Source organism: Comamonas sp. wu1-DMT, from assembly GCF_040187805.1.
In the GTDB taxonomy this organism is placed as follows: Bacteria; Pseudomonadota; Gammaproteobacteria; order Burkholderiales; family Burkholderiaceae_C; genus Comamonas; species Comamonas thiooxydans.
The window spans coordinates 75572-99390 of sequence record NZ_JBANEM010000007.1; the positions used below are offsets into that span (position 1 = coordinate 75572).

Here is a 23819-nt window from a genome sequence, read left to right on the forward strand (position 1 = left end):
TTTCTTGTCGGATAACTTTGAGAGATTGGATTTTGATTTATTGTCAACAATATTGTTGACGTTTGTTTGGGTGAGGTGAACAATGCCGGCCAACCGGTTTGCCGGTTGGCCATACAACGGAGACAAGCAAGATGACTGCAACTACGACATGCCTGGGCGTGCTCACGCCTTCTTCCAACACCGCGCTGGAGCCTCTGACCAGCGCGCTGGCTGCCAGTGCCGGCAACTGCTCGGCCCATTTTTCGCGCTTCACGGTGACTGAGATTTCGCTGGCCGAGGGGGCACTGAACCAGTTTGACGACAGCAAGATCCTGGCCGCAGCCGAGCTGCTGGCCGATGCCAAGGTGGACGTGATCGGCTGGAGCGGCACGGCCGCAGGATGGCGCGGCTTTGAGACCGATATGCGGCTGTGCGAGCGTATTACCGAGCGCACCGGCATCAAGGCCACGACGGCCATCCTGGCACTCAATGAGCTGATGGGAAAGCTCTCCGTGAAGAAGCTGGCCATCGTCAGCCCGTACACGGCGGACGTGCAGCAATGCATCGTCAACAACTACCGCGCCGCAGGCGTCGAGACCACGGCAGAGCGCCATCTGGACATCTCGGTCAACCACAGCTTTGCGCTGGTGGAGCCCGAGCAACTGCTGCAACTCATCGGCAACGTGATCGAAGAAGGCAAACCTGACGCCGTCGTGACTTACTGCACCAATTTGCGCGCTGCGCACCTGGCCGAAGAGGTGGAGCGCCGTTGGGGCGTGCCGCTGCTCGATACCGTGAGTACCACGGTCTGGGGCATGCTGCGCGCGGCCGGGCGTGATCCTTCCGCCGTCAAAGGCTGGGGCCGCCTGTTCGATATTGCATGATGAAGGCCTTAGAGGGCGACACTGACCGATTCATAAGGAGACAACCATCGTGAAACTGCTTCGCTATGGCAGCGCGGGTGCGGAGCGCCCGGGCGTGCTGGACGCCGACGGCGTGCTGCGTGATGCATCGGCCCTGGTGCCCGATTGGGGCCCGGGCCAGCTAGGTCCCGATGCGCTGGAGCGCATACGGCATACGGACTGGAGCCGTTTGCCCAGGGTTGACGGAACGCCACGCCTGGGTTGCCCCGTGGCACAGGTGGGCAAGCTGGTCTGTGCGGGTCTCAACTATGCTGACCACGCGGCCGAGGCCGGACTGCCAGCGCCGGCCGAACCCGTGCTGTTCATGAAGGCCGTGACGGCGATCTGCGGTCCGGGCGATGCGGTGCAGATTCCGCAGGGCGCGGACAAGGTCGACTGGGAGGTGGAGCTGGGCGTTGTCATCGGCAGCCGCGCGCGGCGCGTGACCGAGGCGCAGGCTCTGTCCCATGTGGCCGGTTATCTGTTGGCCAACGATGTGTCCGAGCGCGGCTGGCAATTGGAGCGTGGCGGCACCTGGACCAAGGGCAAGAGCCATGACACCTTTGCGCCGCTGGGCCCCTGGCTGGTGACGGCCGACGAAATTACCGATCCGCATCGCGTGGGCCTGTGGCTGGAAGTCAACGGCAAGCGCATGCAGAACGGCAGTACGGCAAACTTCATTTTCAGCCTGCCCACGCTCATTTCGTATATCAGCCAGTTCATGACGCTGGAGGCCGGCGATGTGATTCTCACCGGAACGCCTGCGGGCGTGGGTCTGGGGCAAAAGCCGCAGCCCGTCTTTCTCAAGCCCGGCGATGTGGTGCGGCTGGGTGCCGATGGGCTGGGCGAGCAGCGCCAGGTCTGCGTGGCAGTGAACTGACGCAGCTTTTTCCCGGAGAGCTGGTTTTTAGAGCTTTCCGGGAGAAGCCGGGCCGGAAGGCGTGCGCTTTTCTTCGGCTGGCTGGAGCTGCTGGGCCTGCTTGATATCGATTCGCCTGGCCGTGATCCTGGCCACGCATTCGAGTTTTTGCAGGTCCTTGGCCGTCAGGCTTTCATCGGCCGCCTGGCTGAAGCAGCACAGCGTGCCGTAGACCTTGCCGCTGGCCAGCACGATGGGCGTGCTCAGATGGGCGCCCACGCGAAAAGGAGTTGCAGGCAGCTTGGCAAAGGCTGGGTGGCTGGTCGCATCCTGGACCAGGCCGGGCAGAATGCCGTCGAGCACGCACTGGCAAAACGACTCTTCAAGGGGACCGCCGCCGCCAGTGGCAATCAATTCCTGGCCGGGGGTGGTATCGACATGCTGGAACATGCGCTGGCCGTTGCGGATCTCGGAGACAAAAATCACCTCCATATTGAGGTGCTGGCGCAGCTCCTGCAGGACCAGGCGCACGTTTTCATCGACCAGTTCGTCACTTCGATCTGCCGTGGCCAGCAACAATTCGCTGACCTGTACCTCCAGTGCCTCCGGTGCGTAATCCCAGTTGTGAATCGCCATCTCTCAAACCTCTGAATGTCGCGCAAACAAACCTCGGGCCATTGTGGCCGAGCAAACAGGGTTCTCAAGTTAACAATACGTAAGACCTCATAGCGAATCCTGGTCGGTCACAGGACTGGCGATGTGGTCGGCTGCAGCCGTCTGGCCGGTCTGGGGCTGAATCAGTGCCAGCACCTGGGCGTGCAGCTCGGCCGGCACGGCGATCAGCTCCATATTCAGCACACGGGCCATTTCCTGCAGAGTGGAAAAGCGCGGGTCTACATCGCCGGTTTCAGTGCGTTGTACGGCCATGCGTGACAGGCCGGCACGTTCGGCCAGATCGGCCTGGGTGATGCGGGCGGCCTTGCGGGCCTGGGCCAGAGTCGTGATGAGTTCGGAAATCATGCGTATCAATATACTCTTTGTAGCGCGGTACAAAAGCATGGCGCCTGCTGGAGGGTGTTTCCCCCGGGCAGGCGGGTCGCCGCAGTCTGCCATGCCGCTGCCATACTGCGAGGGCATGGTGGCGATGGTTCATCGAACAACAGGAGTGTGCAATTGGACTGGATAGCAATGCAGCTGAGCCACGAGAGCGTCAAGCTCTGGCTGTCCGTGGGCTGGTCGCTGTATGTCGTCGTGGTAGGCATCTGGATTCTGCTGCAGCGCAGCCAGCCGATTGCCACACTGAGCTGGCTGTTGTCCATGGCTGCGTTACCTGTGGTGGGTCTGCTGGTCTATTACTACTTCGGTCCGCAACGCATGAAGCGCCAGCGTATCAAGCGGCTGCGCTCGCGCAAGCGTTCGCGTGTGCGCAACAGCATGCAAAAACTCAGGGAACGCATTCCGGCCCAGCAGGAGCGCCTGCGTCAGGTGGCACGGCTGGTTGGCATGACCAGCGATTTCCCGGTCAGCACGGCCACTTCCATGCAGTTGCTGGTGGGGGGTGCGGCGACCTTTGATGCGATTGCCGAGGCCGTGAGCGCAGCACGCCACCACGTGCATCTGGAGTACTACATCTACGAGCCCGATCAGACCGGAACGGCCTTGCGTGATCTGCTGATCGAGAAGGCACGTGCAGGCGTGCAGGTGCGTTTGCTGGTGGATGCTCTGGGCTCCAAGAAGCTGGGGCGAAAGTTTCTGGAGCCGCTGCAGCAGGCCGGGGCCGAGGTGCTGCGCTTTCACGATGCCAAGATAGGGCGGCGGCTGCGACCCGTGGTCAATTTCCGTACCCACCGCAAGATTCTGGTCTGTGATGGAAAAGTGGGCTTTACGGGCGGTGTGAACGTCACCGATGAAGAGAACGAGCGCATTTGTGACGATGCTTATCATGACGTGCATATCCGGGTCGAAGGCTCCGTCGTCAACTGGCTGCAGACAGTGTTTCTCGAGGACTGGGCCTACACCCGCAGCGACGATCCGCACCGGCTGCCCAACGATCTTGATGATCTGCTGCCAGATTGCGAAGACGGCCCCATCCCCATGCAGGTCGTGACCTCCGGGCCTGACGACCAGCTGGACGCCATCTATCGCTCCTATCTGGCGGCCATCAACGCGGCACAGCAACGCATCTTGCTGACCACGCCTTACTTTGTGCCGACCGAAGGCGCGCTGACGGCTCTCACCAATGCTGCACTGCGCGGTGTGGAGGTCCGCATTCTGGTGCCGAAGAAGTCTGATTCGCTGTTGGTGACGGCCGCTGCGCGCTCCTATTTTGACGAGCTGATTCGCTGCGGAGTGCATATCTATGAATATGCGGCCAGCATGCTGCACTCCAAGACCTTGGTGGTCGATGACAATATGGCGATGATCGGCACGGCCAATTTTGACTATCGCAGCTTTTTCCTCAACTACGAGGTCTGTGTGATTGGCTACGGGCCAGAGCTGAATCAGGCCATCGCTGCGCAGTTCGAGGCTGACCTGGGCCAGGCTCGAATGGTGCAATATCGCAGCGAAAAAGGTCTGCGGCGACGGCTGGTCGGTTCCGTGGCCCGATTGACATCGCCGCTGCTGTAGTGAGTGAAACCTTGAACCATTGTGTGGATGCTCTGGCGCTGTGGCGCCTGCAAGACTGGCTGCATGCGCACCCGCGTGTGGTAGTCATTGGTGGCGCCGGCTGCAGCACCGAAGTCGGCATCCCTGACTATCGGGACCGCAACGGACAGTGGAAGCGCCCCCAGCCCGTGACCTATCAGGCCTTCATGGGCGATGTGCTGGTGCGTCAGCGCTACTGGGCGCGTTCCATGCTGGGCTGGCGCGTGATGGGTCAGGCGCGGCCCGGTTCCGCCCATCAGGCACTGGCGCGACTGGAGCAGCAAGGCCGGCTGGAGTTGCTGATCACCCAGAATGTCGATGGCCTGCATGATGCGGCCGGCAGCCTGAACATCGTGGACCTGCACGGGCGCATCGACACCGTGCGCTGCATGGACTGCGACAAGCGCTCTGCCCGCGCCGATCTGCAGCAGCGGCTGCTGGAGCTGAACCCGGCCTGGGTTGAACTGTATGCAGCACCGGCGCCCGATGGCGACGCCGATCTGGAAAACCAGGACTTCAGCCGCTTTGTCGTGCCGGCCTGCCCACATTGCGGAACAGGCCTGATCAAGCCCGATGTGGTGTTCTTTGGCGAGACCGTGCCGCGTGAACGCGTGCAGACCTGCATGGCGGCAGTGGCCAGGGCCGACGCCGTGCTGATCGCAGGCTCTTCATTGATGGTCTATTCGGGTTACCGTTTTGCGCTGGCAGCGCATGAGCAGGGCAAGTCCATCGTGGCCATCAATCAAGGCGTGACAAGGGCCGATGCATTGCTGGCTTTCAAGGTGGAGGCCGATGTGGGTCAGGTCCTGATGGGCCTGATCGAGGCAAGCTAGCTCATTCCCTCCGCGCAACGGATGAGGGCAGGGGGGAACAGTCTGCATGCTCCTCGGGTTCGTCGCCATCGGTCGGGTGGAAATCGCGGCGCAGCAGCGGTGCATGGTTGCGCTCCATAAAGTGGCGGGGAGTGCCAAGGGATTTGTGTGCCGCCCTTGAGCGGCTCGTGTTCTGCATAGGTGTGGGCCATGCAGCCAAAGCTCCAGCCTGAAACTCCTGGTGGAGCTCAGGCCGTCGGAATGTACGGCGCAGGTATTCCGGTTCCTGCAAACTCGGGGAAGTGTCTTGGCCGTCGACTCGGCTCACCTGCGCACAGAGGTTGGCAGTTCGTGCGGATCGCAGGTCACCGCAAAAGCCTGACCTACGTGCTGCGCTCCGTCTTCACCCTGGGGACCATCGATTTCTGTCGGATGTTTTTAGGCTGCCGACTCAAGCGCGGCAACGAGCCAGTCACCAGAGCACGATCTGCGAACAGCGGAATAGCGATAGCCTACGCCCCTTGTCATCGAACAAGGTGGCCGACCACACCTGCGTTGTCCTCCCCAGATGTTCGGCCACGGCCTCCACGTGCAAGATTCCTTGCTTCGCAGTACCAAGGAAGTTGGATTTCAGCTCCAGTGTCGTGAATCCTTTCGCGCCCTCCGGTAGATGCGCCAGGGTCGCATAGCCGGCGCAGGTGTCGGCCAGCATCACCTGCGTGGCGGCATGTAGAAAGCCATTGGGAGCCATCATCCACGGCGCAATAGTCAGCTCCATGGTCATGCGGCCTTCTGCAAGTGCCAGCGGTCGCGCGCCAAAGGTATCGGGCAGTGTGCCGCGCTGGCGTTCAAGCAGACTGTCCAGGGTTTCGGTGCTACGGAGCATCATGGTTTCCTTGAGTGGAGTTGAAGTCTTGGTCTCTGTCGATATGAGCTCACGGTCTCTCCAGCACCGTAGCAATACCTTGCCCACCGCCGATGCATTGGGTGGCCAGGGCATATCGTCCCTGCCGTCGTGAAAGCAAGGCCGCTGCCTTGCCTGTGATACGCGCACCAGTGGCGCCAAGTGGATGACCGATGGCCAGTCCGCCGCCGTCAATATTCACGGTCGCCATGTCCAGGCCGAGGTCTCGGATGCAGGCCAGCGCCTGCGACGAAAAAGCTTCGTTGATCTCAACCACGTCCAGATCGGCCACAGTGAGACCTGCGCGGGCCAGCGCCTTGCGTGCGGCAGGTATCGGGCCTATGCCCATGATCGCGGGGGCCACTCCCACGGTCGCGAAGCTGCGGATGCGCGCCAGTGCCTGCAGACCATGGCGTTCGGCAAAATCGTCGCGGGTGACCAGCACGGCCGCCGCGCCATCGGTCAACGGCGACGATGTGCCCGCCGTGACCAAGCCATCTGGCCTGAAGGCGGGCTTGAGTCCGGCCAGGGCCTCCAGTGTGGTGGCTGGGCGTATGCAGCCGTCGGCATCCAGCAGCTCCCCGTCCGGTAAAAGAATGGGCACGATTTCATCGACCAGTAGACCCTGGTCGCGGGCAGCGGCGGCTTTTAGATGGGATTGCAGTGCCAGCAACTCCTGGTCGGCGCGGGTCACCTCCCATCTCTGCGCCACGTTTTCCGCCGTTTCGCCCATTGAAATATAGGCGTCGGTATTTGCCTGTAACTGGGGGTTCGGCGAGAAGTTGAAACCGCCCTGCGGAACCATCGTCATGGACTCCACGCCCACACAGAGGAAGGCGTCGCCCATGCCGGCCTCGATCTGCGCTGCGGCAATATGCACGGCCTGCATCGACGAGCCGCAAAAGCGGTTCACGGTCATGCCGCCCACGGTTTCGGGCAGGCCGGCCAGCAGACCGACGATGCGCGCCAGATTGTTGCCTTGTGCGGCCTCGGGGTAGGCACAGCCGAGGATCACATCCTCCAATAGTGCAGGATCCAGGTCGGAGCGCTTCAGCAAAGCCTGCACAACCTGGGCGGCCAGCGTGTCCGGCCGGACCTCGGCGAGGCGGCCTTTGCGGGCGAATTGGAATGGCGAGCGTGCATAAGCTGCAATAACGGCTTTCATGACTTGGGCTCCTTGCGATGGTCAGTGCGCGGCGGCGTAGCGCTGGGCGACGATGTTGCTGGACAACTGGCCAGCCATAGCTCGGCGTGCGGCCTCATAGGCATCCCACTTCTCGCCAGCATGCAGCGAGGGGATGGAGACCTTTTCTCCTCGCTCAAACCCCAGCAGTGCTGCATCGACGAGGTCTTCGGCGCTCATCACGATGCTTGCATCCAGGTTCTCTACCGGCAATCCACCGATGGCCCAGAAGTCCGTGGCCGTAGCACCAGGCAACACTGCCTGCACCCGAACACCTTTGTCGGTCAACTCATGCTGAAGTGACTGACTGAAGGCCAGCACAAAAGCCTTGCTGGCACCGTAGACGCCATTCAGGGTCTCAGGGGAGATGGCGACGATGGACGCAATGTTGATGATCGCTCCGCGTCCACGAGCCACGAAGCCAGGAGCCGCCGCATAGGCCAGCCGCATGGGCACCGTGGCATTCAGATCGACCATGCGGGTCATCTTTTCAACGTCGCTGTGCAGCAAGGGGGTATGTGTGCCCATGCCCGCGTTGTTGACCAGCAAGGTGATGCTGGCGTCCGTGCGCAATTGCTCTTCCACGCGTGCCAGTTCATTGCGGTCGTTCAGGTCGGTCGGCAGGACTTCTACCGCACGGCCGGTGCGAGTGCTGATGCTGCTCGCCAGCGCGTTCAGCTGTTCGCGGTTGCGGGCGACCAGGATCAGGTCATAGCCACGCTGAGCGAGCTTTTCTGCATATAGCGCACCGATGCCGCTGGATGCCCCGGTAATGAGGGCGGTACCGAGATGGGTTTGTGCCATGGTGAAACTCCTTGAGGTTGATGGATGTTGTCCATGGCCTGAATGGTGCGATGTGCGTGGTTTGTCGTAAATGACGTATATAGTCATGAAAAAGGACATTGGAAAGGGCGTTTCTTATGCACCGCATCGGTTACATGCTGCCGGAAGGCTTCCAAGTCATGGCGCTGGCCACCCAGGCTGTGTTCGAACTCGCCAACCTGATGGTGGAGAAGCCCTTTTATGAGGTGGAGACCTATGCGATGAGCGGTACGGCCCGAGCTTCGGCAGGACTTGCATTGCAGGCAAAGCCCCTCACCGCACACAGCAGGGCAGACACCTGGCTGGTTGCGGGCAACCTCACTCCAAGGGACGTCGCTACGGCACCGGAACTGATCCGGCTGCTGAGCAAGGTGGCGGTATCCGCGCGGCGCGTGGCCGGTCTGTGCACGGGCGCTTTCCTGCTGGGCGACGCGGGCCTGCTTGACGGGCGCCGCGCCACCACGCACTGGTATTGGGCCGAGGCCTTGCAGCAGCGCCACCCACAGGCGCAGATTGAGGCCGACCGCATATACATCGCCGACGGACCGATCTGGACCTCTGCCGGTATGACAGCGGAGATCGACCTGGCGTTAGCGCTGGTGGAAAAAGATCTGGGCGCGAAGGTTGCACGGTCGGTTGCACATCGCCTGGTCATGCACCAGCGCCGCTCGGGAGGACAGTCACAGCATTCGGAGATGCTCAAGCTGGCACCCAAGTCAGACCGTATCCAGCAGGCGTTGGAGCATGCACGGCGCAATCTTTCTCAAGCACTGAGTGTGGAAGAGCTGGCCGAGGCTGCCAGCTTGAGTCCGCGCCAGTTCAGCCGGGTGTTCACGGCCGAGACGGGCCAGTCCCCCGCCAAAGCCGTGGAGGGCCTTCGGCTAGAAGCCGCGCGGCTGATGATTGAGGGCAGTCGGCATCCGCTGGAGGTGATTGCTCGGGAGACAGGTTTTCGTGACCGGCGCCATATGCGCGAAGCCTTCCTACGTGGCTTCGGCATGCCGCCACAGGCCGTACGGCGCGAAGCTCGGGTGGAACTGTAAAACGTCTGTGCACGCTCCGTGAAACGCGTAACTTGCACCTTGCGTGGAGCGACCAGCCGGACCCCGAGCCAACTGGCCATGATGGCAATTTGTGAACTGCGAAGTACCGCCGCAGCCGGTGGGATATGCGAGTACTTGGATGTCTGCTCTAGTGCGGGGAGGCGGTTCCCCCAGAATCCCGATCTATCATCGTCTCGAATAAAAACAGAGTTGCTGTCAGAGGTGATGGCTGGCGGGCATCACGCAGGGCTGGCCGTTGTAATGTTCCCAAGGAGCCACTGGCAGCAGGTCCTGGTGTGTGGAGTTGCTCATCGTCTACGCTATCTGTTGCCAAGCACTGAGTTATGCAACGACACCGATAGGTTCAAAAAGCGGCAGGCTTGACGCCTCACCGCCTTTGCTCACGGATCCGCTCGGAAGCTCCTTCAAAAAGTTTCCCAGTCATCGCCATTCTTATTCGTGGCCTGCTGTGTTCCAGCGATAGCAACCGGGCGACGCAGCACAGGGGATTTGGTGGCCATGAGGGGCTTTGGAGGCGACTCCGATACCTTAGCCACTGTCACCGGTTTTGTCGGGTTGACCGACGCTGCCTGCATTGCGGCAGAGGCATGTTGCTCGTGCTCTGACAACTTGAAGACTGCCACCGCTTCGACCAGCGACTGTGCTTGGTTGTGCAAGCTGCTGGCTGCAGCGGCCATTTCCTCGACCAAGGCTGCGTTCTGCTGCGTGGTTTGATCCATTTGGGTGACGGCTTCCCCAATCTGGGCCATGCCCGAGCTTTGCTCATGGCTGGCAGCGCTGATTTCACCCATGATATCGGTGACGCGCCGAATGGCCGTGACCACACCGGTCATGGTCTCGCCAGCTTTGTCCACGAGCAAGGAACCCTGTTCCACGCGCTGGACACTGGTGGTAATGAGCTGCTTGATCTCCTTGGCGGCCTCAGCCGAGCGTCCAGCCAGAGCCCGTACTTCGCTTGCCACCACTGCAAAGCCTCGTCCTTGCTCGCCGGCGCGGGCAGCTTCGACGGCGGCATTCAAAGCCAGAATATTGGTCTGGAAAGCGATGCCATCAATGACAGCGATGATGTCGGAAATCTTGTGGCTGCTTTCATTGATGCTCTTCATGGTCTCCACTACCTCTGCGACCACTTCACCGCCCTGTGTAGCCACAGAGGATGCATTCACGGCCATCTGATTGGCCTGGCGTGCGTTGTCGGCATTCTGTTTGACCGTCGCACTCAACTGCTCCATGGACGCAGCAGTTTGTTCAAGGGCACTTGCTTGCTCTTCCGTGCGGCTGGATAGGTCGTTATTGCCCATGGCGATCTGAGCACTGCCCGACGCAACTCCCTGAGCATTGCCACGCACCGCCGACACCGTGCTCACGAGGCTGTGTTGCATGCGTTGCAGCGCGCTCAGCAGTTGACCGGTTTCATCCTGAGATTTCACCGTGATCTGGCCGCTGAGATCGCCTCTGGCCACACGGTCGGCTGCTGCCATGGCCAGGGACAGGGGGCGGGTGATGGAGCGAGTGATCGTGATGGCAAGAGTCACCGCTAGAAGAATGGCGATTGCACTTGTCGCCAACACTTCCCGGAACAGATTGTCGGCAGCAGCTTCTGCTTTCTGGCTGGCCACGTCGGAGCTTTGGGTCTGGTGATCCAGCATGCTGCGGATGACCCGCTGATATTCGAGCTGGTTGGGGCGCAGCTGGGTTTCCAGCAATCTCAGCGCTTCATCTCTTTGGCCCTGATCGATCAGTCCAAGAAATTCATCACCGGATTTGAGGAAGGCAACGCGCCGCTGCTTCAGATCCTCCAGCAGCGATTGCCCCAGGCCGGAGTGAGTGTGCTTGCCCAGCGAATCCATTTCTGCAGCCAGCTCGGTGCGGGTCTTCTGAATCATGGCACGTGCCGAGGCCTGGAGCGTCTCCGTGGAAAAGATCGCGAGGTTGCGGAACTGAATTGCCTGTTCATTGGCGCCATCCGTGATGGTGTTCAGCGTGCGAATGATCGGGATTTGCTTCTGGGTGATGTCGGTGAGGGCTGAGCGCTGAGTCGACGACCCCCAAAGTGCCACCCCTCCCAGCACTAGTATCAGCACCATCAATGTCATGAACGAGAAAGTCAGCCGAGTGGAAATTTTCAAACGATCCATTTCGCGCGCCTCCTTTAGCAGCCAATGTTTTCGGTTTGAGAGCTCGTGTCAATTTGTGTCCATGCATTTAAAGTGTAACTTTTTGAAAATTCCAGGGGCACCTTTTTATGGGTAATTGCAGCTTCTAAGCGACAGAGCCCAAGTCCTCGCCTTCTTCCACTTTGCCGAACTGGATGAGCGCTGTTCCCTGTCTACTGATCTGCGTCATCCCGTCCTGCACTTGGAGCAGCTGCCTGGACGCCAAAGCCCAGCTTTTCTTCAGGACAGGTCGAGATCTGCTCCAACTTTCGCTGGCCGGCTCCTGACCGGTTCACTGCAATGTTTCAGCCGATGCCGGAGTGCCATGCGTCGGCAGGGCAAGACCGAACTCCGATTGAATCAGGGTGGATATACGCGAAGGACTACCTTGATGACTATGTCCCATGCAGGACGTGCAGCAGCATCAGCAGCAGCGGCATGGTCACCAGGGCCAGCAGTGTGGAGAGGGCAATGCTGGCCACCACCTCATCCTCGGCAACCCGGTAGCGCTGGGTGAAGAGCAGTGCGTTGGCACCCACAGGCAAGGCCGAGCAGATCAGCATCACGCCCATGGCCGGGCCGCGCAGTTGAAGTGTCCAGGCGCAGACGAGAAACACAAGTGGGTGCACCAGTGACTTGACCAGCGTGATGCGCATCGCGGGTCGCCAGTAAGCTCCAATCCTGGTGTAGGCCAGCGTGATGCCGACGAGCAGCAACGCCATGGGACCCATGGCCGAGCCCAGCATCTTGAGTGAGGTATCAAGAACGTCAGGCAGAGGCCAGCCTGTCAATGACCAGAGCAGGCCGGCCAGAATCGGCAAAGGCACAGGGTGGATGATGCTATTGCTCACTGCCTGCCAGACAGTGCGCCCCATGGACCGTTTGTTGTGGGTGTCGTCCGCATGTTGTTCACGGGAGGATGCCAGCTCGAACACCATGGTCGCGGCCGTCAGCAATACCAGGGCATGCACCGAGATCAGGGTGAACAGCGTCACCAGTCCCTGCTCGCCAAAGGCCAGGCCCACGAGCGGTACGCCGATCATGGCTGCATTGCTGAACATGCTGGCCAATCCGCGCGCCGCAGCCAGCGTGTTGAAGCCGTAGACCAGCATCGTTGTCACGAACACGATGATGGCCGATAGGAAATACACGCCAATCGGACGGTAATCCAATTCGCCGACATGGACCTGAGCCATGGTGCGAAACAGCAGTGAAGGCAGAAGCAATAGGAACACAAGGTTGGACATGTCCTTGACTGCTGCCTGCCGCACCAGCCCGACACGCGCCAAGCCAAACCCCGTACCGATCAACGCAATCACCGGTAGTAGTGCCGCTATTGCGGAACCATTCATTCAACTCTCCAACAAAACCGAATCGCTGCTTGCACCTTGCTCCAAGCTTGAGCATACGCACTTCTCGGGCGATGAGCTTAACGCCTCCGCACACCCGTTTTCGGAACCTGCTTCACCTGTGCGCTATCGCACAACCTGCTAAATGAGCAAGTCTTGGTTGCTATCGGGCGAGGTGAAGCCTCTGCCATGCTTGCCCGATTCACGGGGAAGCAGCACCGTCATATCGTGCTTCTGTTTGCGGTGTGGTGGCGCGCCTGACATTCAGTCGCAGGTATGCACCCGGAATGGCTTTCTGCTCAATGGTTTGCACGATGGATCTCCTTTCTGGCAATGAGGTGTGAGTCCATGTTCCCGCCTCATTCAACCCTTGACGCAGATCACCTGCTTGAGGGGATGGAGCACTTCCACCAGGTCCGTCTGGGCGGCCATGACGGCATCGATGTCCTTGACCAGTCGCGCCAGCAAAAGGCCGTGGTCAACGCTGCAGACCGGCTGCACAAATTTGGTTTGAATTGGGAATAGCTCAAACAATCATATTGATAGCTGCTTTCGCTTTATCCAAAGGCGCTGAAGGCCAGAAAGGCTTTAAGTTGATGGGACTGAGCCGCAAGCCGTGCCGGTTCGCAGGCATACTTCGGGCCCATGGCTCATACCTTCTTCTGGCACGACTACGAAACCTTTGGCGCCCAGCCGCGCTACGACCGTCCCGCGCAGTTTGCGGGCATACGCACGGATGACCAGCTCAACGAAATCGGCGAGCCCGTGATGTGGTACTGCCAGCCGGCCAATGACTATCTGCCAGACCCGCAATCCTGTCTGATCACGGGGATCACGCCCCAGCGGGCGCTGGAGGAAGGGGTTGCCGAGCATGAGTTTGCAGCGCTGATCGAGGCCGAGCTGGCGCAGGCCGGCACGGTGGGCGTGGGCTACAACACCATTCGTTTCGACGACGAGATCACGCGCTTCATGTTCTGGCGCAATCTCATCGACCCTTATGCGCGCGAATGGCAGAACGGCTGCGGCCGCTGGGATTTGCTCGACGTGGTGCGCATGGTCTATGCGCTGCGTCCCGAAGGCATTCAGTGGCCGACCAAGGAAGACGGTACGCCCAGCTTCAGGTTGGAAGACCTGGCCCGCGCCAATGGACTGCTGCACGAGCAGGCCCACGATGCGCTGAGTGATGTGCGCGCCACGATTGCTCTGGCCCGACTGATTCGCGAAAAGCAGCCGCGCCTGTTTGACTTTGCCTTTGGACTGCATAAAAAGGACGGCGCTCTGCGCGAGATGGGCCTGCCCGCCACACAGGAGCACGCGCGCCCGTTTCTGCATGTGACCGGCATGATCAGCCCCGCGCGTGGCTGTCTGGGCGTGATGTGGCCGCTGGCCACCCATCCCACCAACAAGAACGAAGTCATCTGCTGGGATCTGGCGGCCGACCCGGCCGAGCTTTCGGGCATCAGCATCGAAGAGCTGCGCCTGCGCCTGTTCACGCGTCAGGCCGAGCTGCCCGAGGGCGTGACCCGCCTGCCCATCAAGAGCATCCACGTCAACAAGTCGCCCATGGTGGTGGGAAGCCTCAAGACCCTGAGCCCCGCGATGGCCGAAAAATGGGGCGTGGACATGGAGCTGGCGATGCAGCATGCGGCGATTGCCCGCGACCTGCCCGACATGAGCGCGCAATGGAAGGCCGTGTTCACGCGCGAGGCAGGTGAGCCGTTGGATGCCGACCAGGATCTGTATGGCGGCTTTGTAGGCAACGAGGACCGCCGCCGTCTGGAGCGCATCAAGAGACTCTCGCCCCAGGAGCTGGCGCTGGACAAGACCGGTTTTGATGACGCACGCCTGACCGAGCTGGTCTGGCGCTACCGTGCGCGCAATTTCCCGCAGACGCTGGATGCCAGCGAGCAGCAGCGCTGGGAGCAACACCGCGCTGCCTGCCTGATCGAAGGCCAGGGCGGGGCACGCACGGCGGAGCAGATGTTCACCATGATCGATGCGCTGTCGGAATCCGTGGACGAGCGCGGCGAGGAGATTCTGGGCGATCTCTACGACTACGGCAGCAATCTGGTTCCCGAAGGCTGAGCACCGCCGGTCAACTGAGCCGCATTAGTGCTCCTGCGGCAGGGCGCGCCGGGCAAGCTTGGTGAGCAGGGTGATAAGCACCCGCGCCGGCTCGCTCAGGTGCCGCTCTGCGCGATGTACAAGGCCCACGTCGCGGTGGAAGGTGTGCGCCCCCAGGTCGATGGCACGCACGGCCGCGGGCCAGCGGCGCTGCGCCGTGGTCTGGGGCGCCAGGGCCACGCCCACGCCGTTGGCCACCAGCTTGACGATGGCTTCCAGCTCGTCGGCTTCGCACACTTCCTTCAGCGTGAAGTGCATGCCGCGCAGGAAACGGTCCACCTGCCGGCCGCCGAACGAGGTCCGGTCATAGCGTATGAAGGGCTGGCTGGCCAGCAGCTCGGCCCAGTCGTCGCCCCGGGTTGCGCGCGGCACCAGCAGCCGGAAGGGCTCGTGCGCCAGCGCCGTCCAGCGCAGATCGCTTTGCAGCGCAAAGGGCGGGCGTATCAGCGCGGCCATGTCCAGCTCGCCCGCATCCACCAGATTCATCAGCTGCAGCGATACGCCGGGAATGATGCGTGTGCGGCATTGGGGGAACTGCTGGTGGAGTCTGGCCAGCGCATCGGGTAGCAGGGAGCGCTGCAGAGATGCGATGGAGCCCAGTTGCACTGAAATGCTGGCGGGCTGCCCTTGTGCCGAAGAGCCCAGGTTGGCGTACAGACGCAGCAGTTCCTGCGCCTGCAGCAGCACCTGCTGCCCCATCTTGTTCAGACGGGCCGTGCGGCCTATGCGGTCGAACAAGGCGAACCCCAATTCACTTTCCAGGCGCTGCATCTGTGCGCTGACGGCAGCCTGGGTCAAGCCTATCCGGTCGCCCGCCGCGGCGAAGGTGCCTTCGCGGGCCACGGCGATGAAGGTGTTCAGCTCTTTCAACATTAATAAATTTTATTTGTGTATTTGGAAAAAATATATTGATTTTGTTTTTTATCAAGGTTTTTTACGATGGCTGCAGTCTCAGGCATGCGCCGGGGCCCGCAGCGACGCCGGGCATCGAGGTCCAACGCAACCAGGCCTTGCCTGCAGGCTTTTCCCGACCCTTGACTCGACCCCATAACGATTTCCGGAGTTTCCCCATGAGCCTGTCTCCCTTTCATTTGGCCATTCCCGTGTATGACCTGTCCGCGGCACGCCGTTTCTATGGCGAAGTGTTCGGCCTGTCCGAAGGGCGCTCCAGCACGCAGTGGGTGGACTTCGACTTCTACGGCCACCAGTTGGTGATCCACGAGCATCCCAAGACCACCTCCCAGGACAGCGCCCACACCAATCCAGTCGACGGCCACGACGTTCCGGTGCCGCACTTCGGCATCGTGCTCGCATGGCCGCAATGGGAAGCCTTGGCCGAGCGCCTCAAGTCCTTTGGCACCGAATTCGTCATTGAGCCCTACATCCGATTCAAGGGCCAGGTGGGCGAGCAGGCCACCATGTTCCTGCTCGACCCCTGCGGCAATGCGCTGGAGTTCAAGGCTTTCAAGGACATGAGTCAGCTGTTCGCCAAGTAGGCGGTGAATTGCGTCCGGGCCTGTTCCCGCAGCGCCCGCAAAGCGGTGTTTTTCTCCAGGCAAGAACAAAAAGGATTGAACGATGAAAGTCATATTGAGCCATATCGTCATGGGTGCGGCAGCCTGCCTGGCCGGCGCAGCGCAGGCCGAGACGCTGGACAGGATCAGGGATACGGGCGTGGTGACCATGGGCGTGCGCGAGGCCTCGGGCACCATGTCCTACACCTTGGGCAACGGCAAGTACGCGGGCTTCCATGTGGAGCTGTGCGAGAAGGCGCTGGCACGCATGCAGCAGCAGTTGAAGCTGCCGCGGCTGGACATTCGCTACCAGATGGTGACGGCGCAAAACCGCGTGCCCCTGGTCGCCAACGGCACGGTGGATGTGGAATGCGGCACCACCACCAACAATGCGGCGCGCCAGAAGGAGGTGGCGTTCGCACCCACGGTCTACATGGAGGAGGTGCGCACGGCAGTGCGCAAGAACTCGGGCATCACCGAGGTGGCACAGCTCAAGGGGCGCAACGTGGCCGCGACCACGGGCGCCACGGCTGTGACCCTGCTCAGGCGCTTCAGCAAGGAAAAGGGCGTGGACTTCAATGTGCTGATGGCCAAGGACAATGCCGAATGCTTCATCCTGCTGGAGACGGGCCGCGCGGATGCCTGCGTGGCGGACGGCCAGATCCTGGCGTCGGGACTGTCGCGGCTGCGTGATGCGGGCCAGTACGCCATCGTGGGCGAGCCCTTCAGCGTGGAGCCCATTGCCATCATGCTGGACAGGAAGTCGCCCGAATTCAAGAAGCTGTTCGACGCCCAGATCCGCGAGATGGCATCCAGCGGCGAAGTGGCCGCGCTCTACGACAAGTGGTTCATGAAGCCCGTGCCGCCGACGGGAGTAGCCATCAATCTGCCCGCATCGGAGGCGACGCGCGCTGCCTGGGCCGCTCCCAGCGACAAGCCGCTGGAGGACTATGCGGCGGTGCGCCTCGTGGTGGGCCGCACGCAATAGCGTCAGGCCATGGCGCGAATGACGACGCCCGCCCGTCCTAGGCCACGGCCCGCTGCAGATTGCTGCGGGCCTGCTGCTCCAGCAGGGCGTGGAAGTGCGAGGTGGCGTAGATGGTCTTGCGCTGAAGAAAGCCTTTGAGCACCTGCCTGCGCTTGAGCGCATAGATGGGGCGCGGCACCCAGGCGTATTCGGCACGCACCTGGGAGTCGTACTCGGCAAACCGGTCGGGGGCGGCACCGAGGATGGCCAGGTCGATGTCCACGAGCAACCGGGCTTCATCGTCTTCGGGCGTGGATTCATGACAGGTGGCCATGATCAGGGCCTGCACGCGCCTGCAAGCGGCCTCGTCCACGCCGCTGTTGCCCAGGACTTGGGCCGCCCAGCGTGCGCTGCGAAGCTCGTTGTCTTTGCCCTTGACGTCGTAGACGGCGTCATGGAACCAGAGCGCGATCTCTACTTCGCCAGGGTGCCGGGCCTGGTACGCCACGGTTTCGAAATGCGCCAGGCATTCGCTCAGATGCTGCAGCGTGTGATAGTGGCGCTGCGGCTCGGCATAGGCGGCCAGCAGGGCCTGCTTCAGGCCTTGGGGCGGTGTGGCGTGAAGCGTCTGCCAGGCACGCAGCCAGGAGCGCTCGAAGAGATGATCTGAAGCGGTCATGCTGCTTCCAGGATATCAACCAAAAAAGTGGTAGCAAACCACGATGGCGGCGACCACGCCGGCCAGCTCGGCCACCAGTGCGCAGGGTACGGCATGGCGCGCGCGCTGAATGCCCACGGCACCAAAGTACACGGCCAGCACATAGAAGGTGGTTTCGGTGCTGCCCTGAATCGTGGCTGCAGCCAGAGCCGCAAAACTGTCCACGCCCTGGCTTTGCATGGTCTCGATCAGCATGGCGCGCGCCGCGCTACCGGAAAAGGGCTTGACCAGCGCCGTGGGCAGGGCATCGACAAAGCGGGCATCCATGCCCAAAACGTCCACCGTCCAGCGGATAGCCGACAGCGCATATTCCAGTGCCCCCGAGGCGCGAAACACGCCCACGGCGCAGAGCATGGCGACCAGATAGGGCAGAAGGTTCCTGGCCACATCGAAGCCCTCCTTGGCCCCCTCGATAAAGCTGTCGTACACGGCCACCTTGCGCAGCGCGCCCAGGCCCACAAACAGCACGATCAGCGCAAACAGCGTGAGGTTACCCATGAGCGAGGAAAGCTGGGCCAGCGCCGCCGCGCTGAGCGTGGCCAGAAATGCCATGAAGGCTGCCAGCGCCAGCCCCACGGGCACCAGATAGGCCAGCACAACGGGACTGAACAGGGGCAGCCGCTGCACGAGTGCGACGCTGAACAGGCCCACCAGCGTAGAGGCGGAAGTGGCCAGCAGAATCGGCAGAAAGACCAGCGTCGGATCGGCCGCACCCTGCTGCATGCGGTACATGAAGATGGTGACCGGCAGCAGCGTCAGTGACGAGGCATTGAGCACGAGAAACAGGATCTGCGCATTGGTTGCGGTGTCGGGCTTCGGGTTCAGCTCCTGCAGAGCGCGCATGGCCTTGAGGCCCATGGGCGTGGCCGCGTTGTCCAGCCCCAACCCGTTGGCGGCAAAGTTCAGCGTGATCAGGCCCAGTGCGGGGTGACCGCGCGGCACCTCGGGCATGAGCTTGGCAAACAGCGGGCCCAGCATTTTTGCCAGCCATTCGACCACGCCCGCTTTTTCTGCAATGCGCAGAAAGCCCAGCCACAACGTGAGCGTGCCAAACAGCAGCACCATCACTTCGACGGACAGCCTGGCCATGGCAAACAGAGCCTGCACCATGGACGAGAACACATCTGCCTGACCGCCCAGCAGCCACTGCGCGAGCGCAGCTGCCGCTGCCACGAGAAAAAAACCGAGCCACAAGGCATTGAGCATATAAGCGCCTGTTCTGTACTGCAGCCGATTGTGGCGCGAAACCGGGGCAGCAATGGCACACTGTGGCTCCTTGGTTGCCCGGGAGAGCATGGCGGGCCCTCAGATGTTTTGAATCAGACAGGGACAGTGGACGGATGACAGCAAAGCAAGTTCTCTGGGAGCAGCCCTATGGCAAGGGGCTGGCCCTGTTGATGTGTCTGTTCGGTTTTCTTGGCCTGATGAGCGGATGGATGTTGCTGGAGGCCGATTTTTCGGACGGCTGGCGTACTGGTGCCAGGATCCAGTGGGCTCTGGTGCTGCAGGCCATGCTGGCGCTGAATTCGGCCATGTGCTTCACGCTGGTGTGGCTGCTGTGGACGCGCAATGGTGCGGCTCTGCTGCTGGGCGTTCTCTACGTGGTGCTCGGCGTGGTCAGTCAGGCTGGCATGTTCTGGTATGTCAGCAGGCTCGGCAGCCAGGTCGATATGCTGTCGCTGGGCTTGTGGTTGGGAGAGGCCATCTTCTGGTTCTGCATTGTGGGCTATTTCTACTGGCTCAAAAGCCGCGGCGTGCTGCGCTGATCCGAACTCAAGGCTTTGCCAGCACACGCAGCAATTGTCCATTGGATGAATCGGTGAGCAGGTACAGCAGACCGTCCGGTCCCTGGCGCACATCACGTACGCGCTGGCTCAGGCGCGGCAGCAGCACTTCGGTGGCGGTGACCTTGCCATCGGCAATCTGCAGGCGCTGCAGCTGCATGGCCTTGAGTGCACCCGTGATGAAGGAGCCTTTCCAGGCCATGCCATAGCGCTCGCTGCTCAGATAGGCGAGCCCCGAGGTGGCAATCGACGGTACCCAGTAATGCCGGGGTTGCTCCATGCCCGTCTTTTCGGTGATGCCGGCACCGATCTTGCCGCCTCCATAGTTTTCGCCATAGGTGATGACGGGCCAGCCGTAATTCTTGCCCGGCTCGATGCGGTTGAGTTCATCGCCGCCCTGCGGGCCATGCTCTGTCATCCAGAGTTCGTCATCCGGCCCCAGTGCGGCGCCCTGGCTGTTGCGGTGGCCATAGCTCCAGATCTCGGCCAGCGCATCGGGCCTGCCCGCAAAGGGGTTGTCGCGAGGCTCGCTGCCATCCTTGTTGACGCGCACGATCTTGCCCAGATGGGTCTGCAGATTCTGTGCCTCCTGCATGGCCTTGTAGCGCTCTCCGAGCGTCAGAAACAGCGAGCCGTCGGGTTTGCCGTTGACTTTGCGTTCCACGATGCGGCAGCCGAAGTGCAGGGCCGAATCGATCTTGGGACGCTGGCTGAACAGAATCTGCACGTTTTCCAGGGCGCTGGCGTCGGCCGAGAGCCGGGCTTTGGCCAGGGCCGTGCTGTTCTTGCCCCTGTCCGCACCTTGCCCCGGCTCCGAGAAGCAGAAATAGAGCTGGCGGTTGCTGGCGAAGTCGCTGTCCAGCACCAAGTCCAGCAGGCCGCCTTGCCCGGCGGCGGCGATGGCGGGAAGGCCTTTGAGAGGTGCGTTGAGCCTGCCACCAGTCTCCACAATGCGCATGCGGCCGGGGCGCTCCGTGACCAGATAGCGTCCGTCCGGCAAAAAGGCCAGTGCCCAGGGGTGCTCCAGTCCTGTTGCCATCGTTTGCGTGCTCAGCTCGGCGGCAGCCAGGGCCTGCGAGCCGAGCAGGGCCAGCACACTGCAAGCGAGGGCGTGAATGGTGATGCGGTGCATTTTTTCCTCCTGGGTGGACGGTCAATCGCTTGCTGTTTGCCTGTATTTATGACCCGGACTTGATGCAGTTTGCCGACAAAAGATTGCGTGCAGGTGTATAAATCCGGCTTTTGCTCGCCGATGTTTTGGCGGGCGGCTTGCGTGTGCATAGCGCGGGTTTTGACAACATTCAACAAGGAACGCAGCCATGGGCGCGCAATGGAAAGCAAAGGGCAAGGCGCTGGTCGCCGATGCCAAGGGTAAGCTGTTTGGCAAGCTGGTCAAGGAAATCATGGTTGCAGCACGTCTGGGCGGCGGCGACCCTGCTGCCAATTCGCGCCTGCGCATGGCGGTGGAAGCGGCCCGCAAGGCTTCCATGCCCAAGGACACGCTGGATCGTGCCATCAAGAAGGGGGCCGGCGTTGGCGCCGACGCCGTGAACTACTCCAGCGTGCTGTTTGAAGGCTATGCCCCCCCATCGCGTGCCCGTGATGGTGGAGTGCCTGACCGACAATCCCAATCGCACGGCTCCCAATATGCGTGTCTGCTTCCGCAAGGGCCAGATGAGCGCCGTGGCCTGGGATTTTGACCATGTGGGCATGATCGAAGGCGAGCCTGAAAACGGCGCCGACGTCGAAATGGCCGCCATCGAAGCTGGCGCCCAGGACTTCGAGCCCGGTGAAGAAGAAGGCACGACGCTGTTCATTACCGATATTGCCGATCTGGACGCCGTGAGCAAGGCTCTGCCCGCGCAAGGCATCAAGGTGCTGTCGGTCAAGCTGGGCTACAAGGCCAAGAACCCCATCAGCATGAGCAGCCTGTCTGCCGAGCAGCAGGAAGAAGTGCAGGAATTCCTGGCCGGTCTGGAAAACGACGACGACGTGCAGCATGTCTACGCCGGTCTGGTGGACTGAAGTCATTGCCGTCTGGCAAAGAGAGCGGCCCTGGGCCGCTCTTTTTTTTTGACTTTCCCCTGGCCTGCGGGCAGGCAGCGGTTTTCTATACTGCAAGGCTGCTGAACTGCCTTGTGGATTGCCTTCATGTATTTTTTGCCTCGCATCCCCGCGCCTGTTTCTCTGACTGCCATGGCGGTGGTCTTGCTGCTGTCGGGCCCCGCGCCGCAGGCGGCCGAGCCTGAAAGGCAGACGGGGGTTGCGCGACAGGCGGATTCGCCTGCCGAACAGGATTCGCCTTTTTTCAAGCAGCGCCGTGCCGTGGTCGAGGCCGCGCAGGGCAAGCGTTGGGACGATGCCGTTGCCCAGGCGCGCAAGCTGCTGGACATGACGCTGCCACGCGGCAATCCTTACGAACAGCTCGATGCATCGGGTTTGCTCTACGCCTTGCTCTATCAGCAGGGACAGTATGCGCAGGCCGTGTTGCAGACCGACCGGATGATGGCTCTGGCCGCGGCCGAGGGCTACGACCCGGTCAGCGGTCAGATGCAGGCGCTGATACAGCGCGGTCTGACGGCCGCCATGATGGCCGGCGATCAAGGCGCACTGACTCGCTATCTGCAGGCGCTCAAGCAGGAGTCCAAGGCTTTTGGGCCGCTGTGGCAGTGGAATACGGCAGACCAGCAGCTGCACTACCAGGCCGCACAGCTCAGCGTGCCGCTGGTGCAGGGGCGCTGGGTGCTGGTCCAGCTGGAGCCGACCAAGGATCGCAAGGATGTCGCGAGCCTGGAGTACGTCTATCTGAAACCCGATGGCAGGCGCCTGCGGGTCCGCATGCGGCTCGGTTATGACGATGGTCTGAAAGACATGGACGCTGCAGCCAAGCAGAAGTCGTTGCAGCAGGAGCGTGGCATTTTTGCAAGCGAGCAGACGCCAGAGCCTGGGCTGAGGCTACCGGCCCTGCCGTTCGGCGACGCTGTGCAAAGCCAGCAGGCCAGCCGCGAGAAAAGAGAAGAGGGGAGGCCCGACATCCTGCATCTGGACTGGGGGCTGGTGCGCGGCAACTGGAAACTGAGCCTGCACGCCGAGCAAATGGACAGCGAGCGTGACAGCGCACTGCAGCAACTGCCCCAGCTGTGGCAGGCCATGCAATGGCCCAAAGCGCCCGAGCTGCCGCCAGAGCTACCGCGCCAGGAGCGCGAGGTGAGTCATGCCTGGCGGGTCGATGAAGACTGGCCCAGGGCCGGTCAACTGGCCCGCGCGGCCTTGGCCGATGCCCAGTTCCCTGCCGAGCTGGCGCGCCTGAGTACAGTGGCTGGGATCTCGGCCTTCAAGGCCGGTCAGCAAGCCGAGGCTGGCCGCTATCTGGATCAGGCACTGAAGGCCTGGCCCTATGTCAGCCTGTTCAGGCTGGAGTCCGAGCTGGTGGACCTGGCCCAGCAATATGGGGCCGAGCTGGCGGCGCGGCAGGGCCGCGACGCCGATGCCGCGCGACTGATGCGCCAGTACCTGCGCAATGCTGGCGGGCTGCAGAACATCTGGGTGCAGGCCAGTGACCCGCAGGTGGCCGACCTGGAAAACCGGCACACCGGCATGGTGCTGCCCATGCGTGCGGCGGGCTTTCATCTGCAAGAGCCTAAGGATTCGCAGCGCGTGATGTACCGCGATCTGATGACCGGGCAGCAACTGGGTCTGACCACGGAGCTGAAGATCCCCGAGTCCGACGAAGCGCAGGAAAAGCTGCTGCGTGCAGCGCTGGAAAAGCAGTTCCGCTTGAAGGCCGGGAGCTTGAAAAAGCGCAGCTTCACTGCGCCGACGCGCTCCAGGGACCGCCGGCCTGAAGGCCGCCAATGGACATTTGAAGTGAGCCCGCAGGAGAGCAGGTCGGGCGCAACCCCCATCAAGCACGTCGTCTTCTGGATCGTTGACCAGGGTGCAAGCCGTGCCATCCTGCGCGCCTCGGTGGGAAGCCCGCGCGAGCAAACCCGGGCCGAGCAGCTGGCCCAGGCGCTGAGCTGGTAGCTTTTTAACT

21 protein-coding genes and 1 pseudogene are annotated in these 23819 nt (G+C 61.8%); 11 read left to right on the forward strand and 11 right to left on the reverse strand.

Features of this window, described 5'->3' with window-relative positions:
- Positions 1 to 131 precede the first annotated feature (131 nt).
- Together V8Z78_RS11880 and V8Z78_RS11885 are read left to right on the forward strand one after the other, a co-directional pair.
- Positions 132 to 863: a maleate cis-trans isomerase family protein gene (locus V8Z78_RS11880; protein WP_003062722.1), complete on the forward strand. Its 732-nt coding sequence runs from the start codon at positions 132 to 134 to the stop codon at positions 861 to 863.
- A 49-nt stretch (positions 864 to 912) separates the two neighbouring features.
- Positions 913 to 1761 (forward strand): fumarylacetoacetate hydrolase family protein, encoded by an 849-nt coding sequence (locus V8Z78_RS11885; RefSeq protein ID WP_003062724.1) that lies wholly within the window; start codon positions 913 to 915, stop codon positions 1759 to 1761.
- A 27-nt stretch (positions 1762 to 1788) separates the two neighbouring features.
- Here the strand turns inward: V8Z78_RS11885 and V8Z78_RS11890 are convergent, their stop codons facing one another.
- Both V8Z78_RS11890 and V8Z78_RS11895 read right to left on the reverse strand, forming a co-directional pair.
- Positions 1789 to 2376 (reverse strand): GAF domain-containing protein, encoded by a 588-nt coding sequence (locus V8Z78_RS11890; RefSeq protein ID WP_349731418.1) that lies wholly within the window; start codon positions 2374 to 2376, stop codon positions 1789 to 1791.
- Between the two features lie 87 nt (positions 2377 to 2463).
- The gene (locus tag V8Z78_RS11895) at positions 2464 to 2760 is read right to left on the reverse strand and encodes a helix-turn-helix transcriptional regulator (RefSeq protein WP_003062729.1); all 297 of its coding nucleotides are present in this window, start codon (positions 2758 to 2760) and stop codon (positions 2464 to 2466) included.
- Between the two features lie 168 nt (positions 2761 to 2928).
- Here V8Z78_RS11895 and cls point away from each other — a divergent pair, with 168 nt between their 5' ends.
- Entirely contained in the window at positions 2929 to 4368 is a 1440-nt protein-coding gene (gene cls, locus V8Z78_RS11900; RefSeq protein ID WP_003062731.1) for a cardiolipin synthase, read from the forward strand.
- On the forward strand, positions 4368 to 5219 hold the full coding sequence (locus V8Z78_RS11905; protein ID WP_051517679.1) for an NAD-dependent protein deacetylase: 852 nt from the start codon (positions 4368 to 4370) through the stop codon (positions 5217 to 5219). Before cls ends, V8Z78_RS11905 begins: the two co-directional genes overlap by 1 nt.
- Before the next feature lie 451 nt (positions 5220 to 5670).
- On the opposite strand, the gene V8Z78_RS11910 is transcribed toward V8Z78_RS11905, so the two are convergent.
- The 3 genes from V8Z78_RS11910 to V8Z78_RS11920 are packed head-to-tail and all read right to left on the reverse strand — an operon-like array spanning position 5671 to position 8089.
- Positions 5671 to 6087: a PaaI family thioesterase gene (locus V8Z78_RS11910; protein ID WP_039050580.1), complete on the reverse strand. Its 417-nt coding sequence runs from the start codon at positions 6085 to 6087 to the stop codon at positions 5671 to 5673.
- 46 nt (positions 6088 to 6133) lie between these two features.
- The gene (locus V8Z78_RS11915) at positions 6134 to 7267 is read right to left on the reverse strand and encodes a thiolase family protein (RefSeq protein ID WP_349731419.1); all 1134 of its coding nucleotides are present in this window, start codon (positions 7265 to 7267) and stop codon (positions 6134 to 6136) included.
- A 21-nt stretch (positions 7268 to 7288) separates the two neighbouring features.
- Positions 7289 to 8089, reverse strand: a complete 801-nt coding sequence (locus V8Z78_RS11920; RefSeq protein ID WP_179626413.1) for an SDR family NAD(P)-dependent oxidoreductase — start codon at positions 8087 to 8089, stop codon at positions 7289 to 7291.
- A gap of 116 nt (positions 8090 to 8205) precedes the next feature.
- Here V8Z78_RS11920 and V8Z78_RS11925 point away from each other — a divergent pair, with 116 nt between their 5' ends.
- Entirely contained in the window at positions 8206 to 9150 is a 945-nt protein-coding gene (locus tag V8Z78_RS11925; protein WP_003062738.1) for a GlxA family transcriptional regulator, read from the forward strand.
- Positions 9151 to 9575: 425 nt separating this feature from the next.
- Here the strand turns inward: V8Z78_RS11925 and V8Z78_RS11930 are convergent, their stop codons facing one another.
- Positions 9576 to 11309 (reverse strand): methyl-accepting chemotaxis protein, encoded by a 1734-nt coding sequence (locus tag V8Z78_RS11930; protein WP_343483898.1) that lies wholly within the window; start codon positions 11307 to 11309, stop codon positions 9576 to 9578.
- 413 nt (positions 11310 to 11722) lie between these two features.
- The gene (locus V8Z78_RS11935; RefSeq protein WP_349731420.1) at positions 11723 to 12679 is read right to left on the reverse strand and encodes an AEC family transporter; all 957 of its coding nucleotides are present in this window, start codon (positions 12677 to 12679) and stop codon (positions 11723 to 11725) included.
- Positions 12680 to 13321: 642 nt separating this feature from the next.
- On the opposite strand from V8Z78_RS11935, the gene sbcB reads away from it, so the two are divergent.
- Complete coding sequence (sbcB, locus tag V8Z78_RS11940; protein WP_349731421.1) at positions 13322 to 14761, forward strand: exodeoxyribonuclease I; 1440 nt, start codon at positions 13322 to 13324, stop codon at positions 14759 to 14761.
- A gap of 24 nt (positions 14762 to 14785) precedes the next feature.
- Here sbcB and V8Z78_RS11945 read toward each other — a convergent pair whose 3' ends face one another.
- Positions 14786 to 15673, reverse strand: coding sequence for a LysR family transcriptional regulator (locus tag V8Z78_RS11945; protein ID WP_057092590.1), 888 nt, complete (start codon positions 15671 to 15673; stop codon positions 14786 to 14788).
- 197 nt (positions 15674 to 15870) lie between these two features.
- Between V8Z78_RS11945 and V8Z78_RS11950 the strand changes: the two genes are divergently transcribed.
- Together V8Z78_RS11950 and V8Z78_RS11955 are read left to right on the forward strand one after the other, a co-directional pair.
- The gene (locus tag V8Z78_RS11950) at positions 15871 to 16296 is read left to right on the forward strand and encodes a VOC family protein (RefSeq protein ID WP_057092589.1); all 426 of its coding nucleotides are present in this window, start codon (positions 15871 to 15873) and stop codon (positions 16294 to 16296) included.
- Positions 16297 to 16378: 82 nt separating this feature from the next.
- Complete coding sequence (locus tag V8Z78_RS11955; protein WP_280008450.1) at positions 16379 to 17302, forward strand: amino acid ABC transporter substrate-binding protein; 924 nt, start codon at positions 16379 to 16381, stop codon at positions 17300 to 17302.
- Between the two features lie 37 nt (positions 17303 to 17339).
- Here the strand turns inward: V8Z78_RS11955 and V8Z78_RS11960 are convergent, their stop codons facing one another.
- Positions 17340 to 17960 carry an HD domain-containing protein gene (locus V8Z78_RS11960; protein WP_003062747.1) on the reverse strand — a complete coding sequence of 207 codons (621 nt, stop codon included), beginning with the start codon at positions 17958 to 17960 and terminating at the stop codon, positions 17340 to 17342.
- A 15-nt stretch (positions 17961 to 17975) separates the two neighbouring features.
- Positions 17976 to 19205 carry a spore maturation protein gene (locus V8Z78_RS11965; protein ID WP_003062748.1) on the reverse strand — a complete coding sequence of 410 codons (1230 nt, stop codon included), beginning with the start codon at positions 19203 to 19205 and terminating at the stop codon, positions 17976 to 17978.
- A 134-nt stretch (positions 19206 to 19339) separates the two neighbouring features.
- On the opposite strand from V8Z78_RS11965, the gene V8Z78_RS11970 reads away from it, so the two are divergent.
- Positions 19340 to 19765, forward strand: coding sequence for a virulence factor MviN (locus tag V8Z78_RS11970; protein WP_349731422.1), 426 nt, complete (start codon positions 19340 to 19342; stop codon positions 19763 to 19765).
- A gap of 7 nt (positions 19766 to 19772) precedes the next feature.
- Here V8Z78_RS11970 and V8Z78_RS11975 read toward each other — a convergent pair whose 3' ends face one another.
- Complete coding sequence (locus V8Z78_RS11975) at positions 19773 to 20915, reverse strand: PQQ-dependent sugar dehydrogenase (RefSeq protein WP_349731423.1); 1143 nt, start codon at positions 20913 to 20915, stop codon at positions 19773 to 19775.
- A 187-nt stretch (positions 20916 to 21102) separates the two neighbouring features.
- On the opposite strand from V8Z78_RS11975, the pseudogene V8Z78_RS11980 reads away from it, so the two are divergent.
- Positions 21103 to 21808, forward strand: a pseudogene (locus V8Z78_RS11980) (YebC/PmpR family DNA-binding transcriptional regulator).
- A 126-nt stretch (positions 21809 to 21934) separates the two neighbouring features.
- Positions 21935 to 23809: a hypothetical protein gene (locus V8Z78_RS11985; RefSeq protein ID WP_349731424.1), complete on the forward strand. Its 1875-nt coding sequence runs from the start codon at positions 21935 to 21937 to the stop codon at positions 23807 to 23809.
- Positions 23810 to 23819: the final 10 nt, after the last annotated feature.

What these genes read in the sequence shown, in the direction of transcription:
- V8Z78_RS11880 (WP_003062722.1), top strand. Translation starts at nt 132, where the DNA reads ATGACTGCAACTACGACATGCCTGGGCGTGCTCACGCCTTCTTCCAAC.
- V8Z78_RS11890 (WP_349731418.1), bottom strand. Translation starts at nt 2,376, where the DNA reads ATGGCGATTCACAACTGGGATTACGCACCGGAGGCACTGGAGGTACAG.
- V8Z78_RS11895 (WP_003062729.1), bottom strand. Translation starts at nt 2,760, where the DNA reads ATGATTTCCGAACTCATCACGACTCTGGCCCAGGCCCGCAAGGCCGCC.
- cls (WP_003062731.1), top strand. Translation starts at nt 2,929, where the DNA reads ATGCAGCTGAGCCACGAGAGCGTCAAGCTCTGGCTGTCCGTGGGCTGG.
- V8Z78_RS11910 (WP_039050580.1), bottom strand. Translation starts at nt 6,087, where the DNA reads ATGATGCTCCGTAGCACCGAAACCCTGGACAGTCTGCTTGAACGCCAG.
- V8Z78_RS11915 (WP_349731419.1), bottom strand. Translation starts at nt 7,267, where the DNA reads ATGAAAGCCGTTATTGCAGCTTATGCACGCTCGCCATTCCAATTCGCC.
- V8Z78_RS11920 (WP_179626413.1), bottom strand. Translation starts at nt 8,089, where the DNA reads ATGGCACAAACCCATCTCGGTACCGCCCTCATTACCGGGGCATCCAGC.
- V8Z78_RS11925 (WP_003062738.1), top strand. Translation starts at nt 8,206, where the DNA reads ATGCACCGCATCGGTTACATGCTGCCGGAAGGCTTCCAAGTCATGGCG.
- V8Z78_RS11930 (WP_343483898.1), bottom strand. Translation starts at nt 11,309, where the DNA reads ATGGATCGTTTGAAAATTTCCACTCGGCTGACTTTCTCGTTCATGACA.
- V8Z78_RS11935 (WP_349731420.1), bottom strand. Translation starts at nt 12,679, where the DNA reads ATGAATGGTTCCGCAATAGCGGCACTACTACCGGTGATTGCGTTGATC.
- sbcB (WP_349731421.1), top strand. Translation starts at nt 13,322, where the DNA reads ATGGCTCATACCTTCTTCTGGCACGACTACGAAACCTTTGGCGCCCAG.
- V8Z78_RS11945 (WP_057092590.1), bottom strand. Translation starts at nt 15,673, where the DNA reads ATGTTGAAAGAGCTGAACACCTTCATCGCCGTGGCCCGCGAAGGCACC.
- V8Z78_RS11950 (WP_057092589.1), top strand. Translation starts at nt 15,871, where the DNA reads ATGAGCCTGTCTCCCTTTCATTTGGCCATTCCCGTGTATGACCTGTCC.
- V8Z78_RS11955 (WP_280008450.1), top strand. Translation starts at nt 16,379, where the DNA reads ATGAAAGTCATATTGAGCCATATCGTCATGGGTGCGGCAGCCTGCCTG.
- V8Z78_RS11960 (WP_003062747.1), bottom strand. Translation starts at nt 17,960, where the DNA reads ATGACCGCTTCAGATCATCTCTTCGAGCGCTCCTGGCTGCGTGCCTGG.
- V8Z78_RS11965 (WP_003062748.1), bottom strand. Translation starts at nt 19,205, where the DNA reads ATGCTCAATGCCTTGTGGCTCGGTTTTTTTCTCGTGGCAGCGGCAGCT.
- V8Z78_RS11970 (WP_349731422.1), top strand. Translation starts at nt 19,340, where the DNA reads ATGACAGCAAAGCAAGTTCTCTGGGAGCAGCCCTATGGCAAGGGGCTG.
- V8Z78_RS11975 (WP_349731423.1), bottom strand. Translation starts at nt 20,915, where the DNA reads ATGCACCGCATCACCATTCACGCCCTCGCTTGCAGTGTGCTGGCCCTG.
- V8Z78_RS11985 (WP_349731424.1), top strand. Translation starts at nt 21,935, where the DNA reads ATGTATTTTTTGCCTCGCATCCCCGCGCCTGTTTCTCTGACTGCCATG.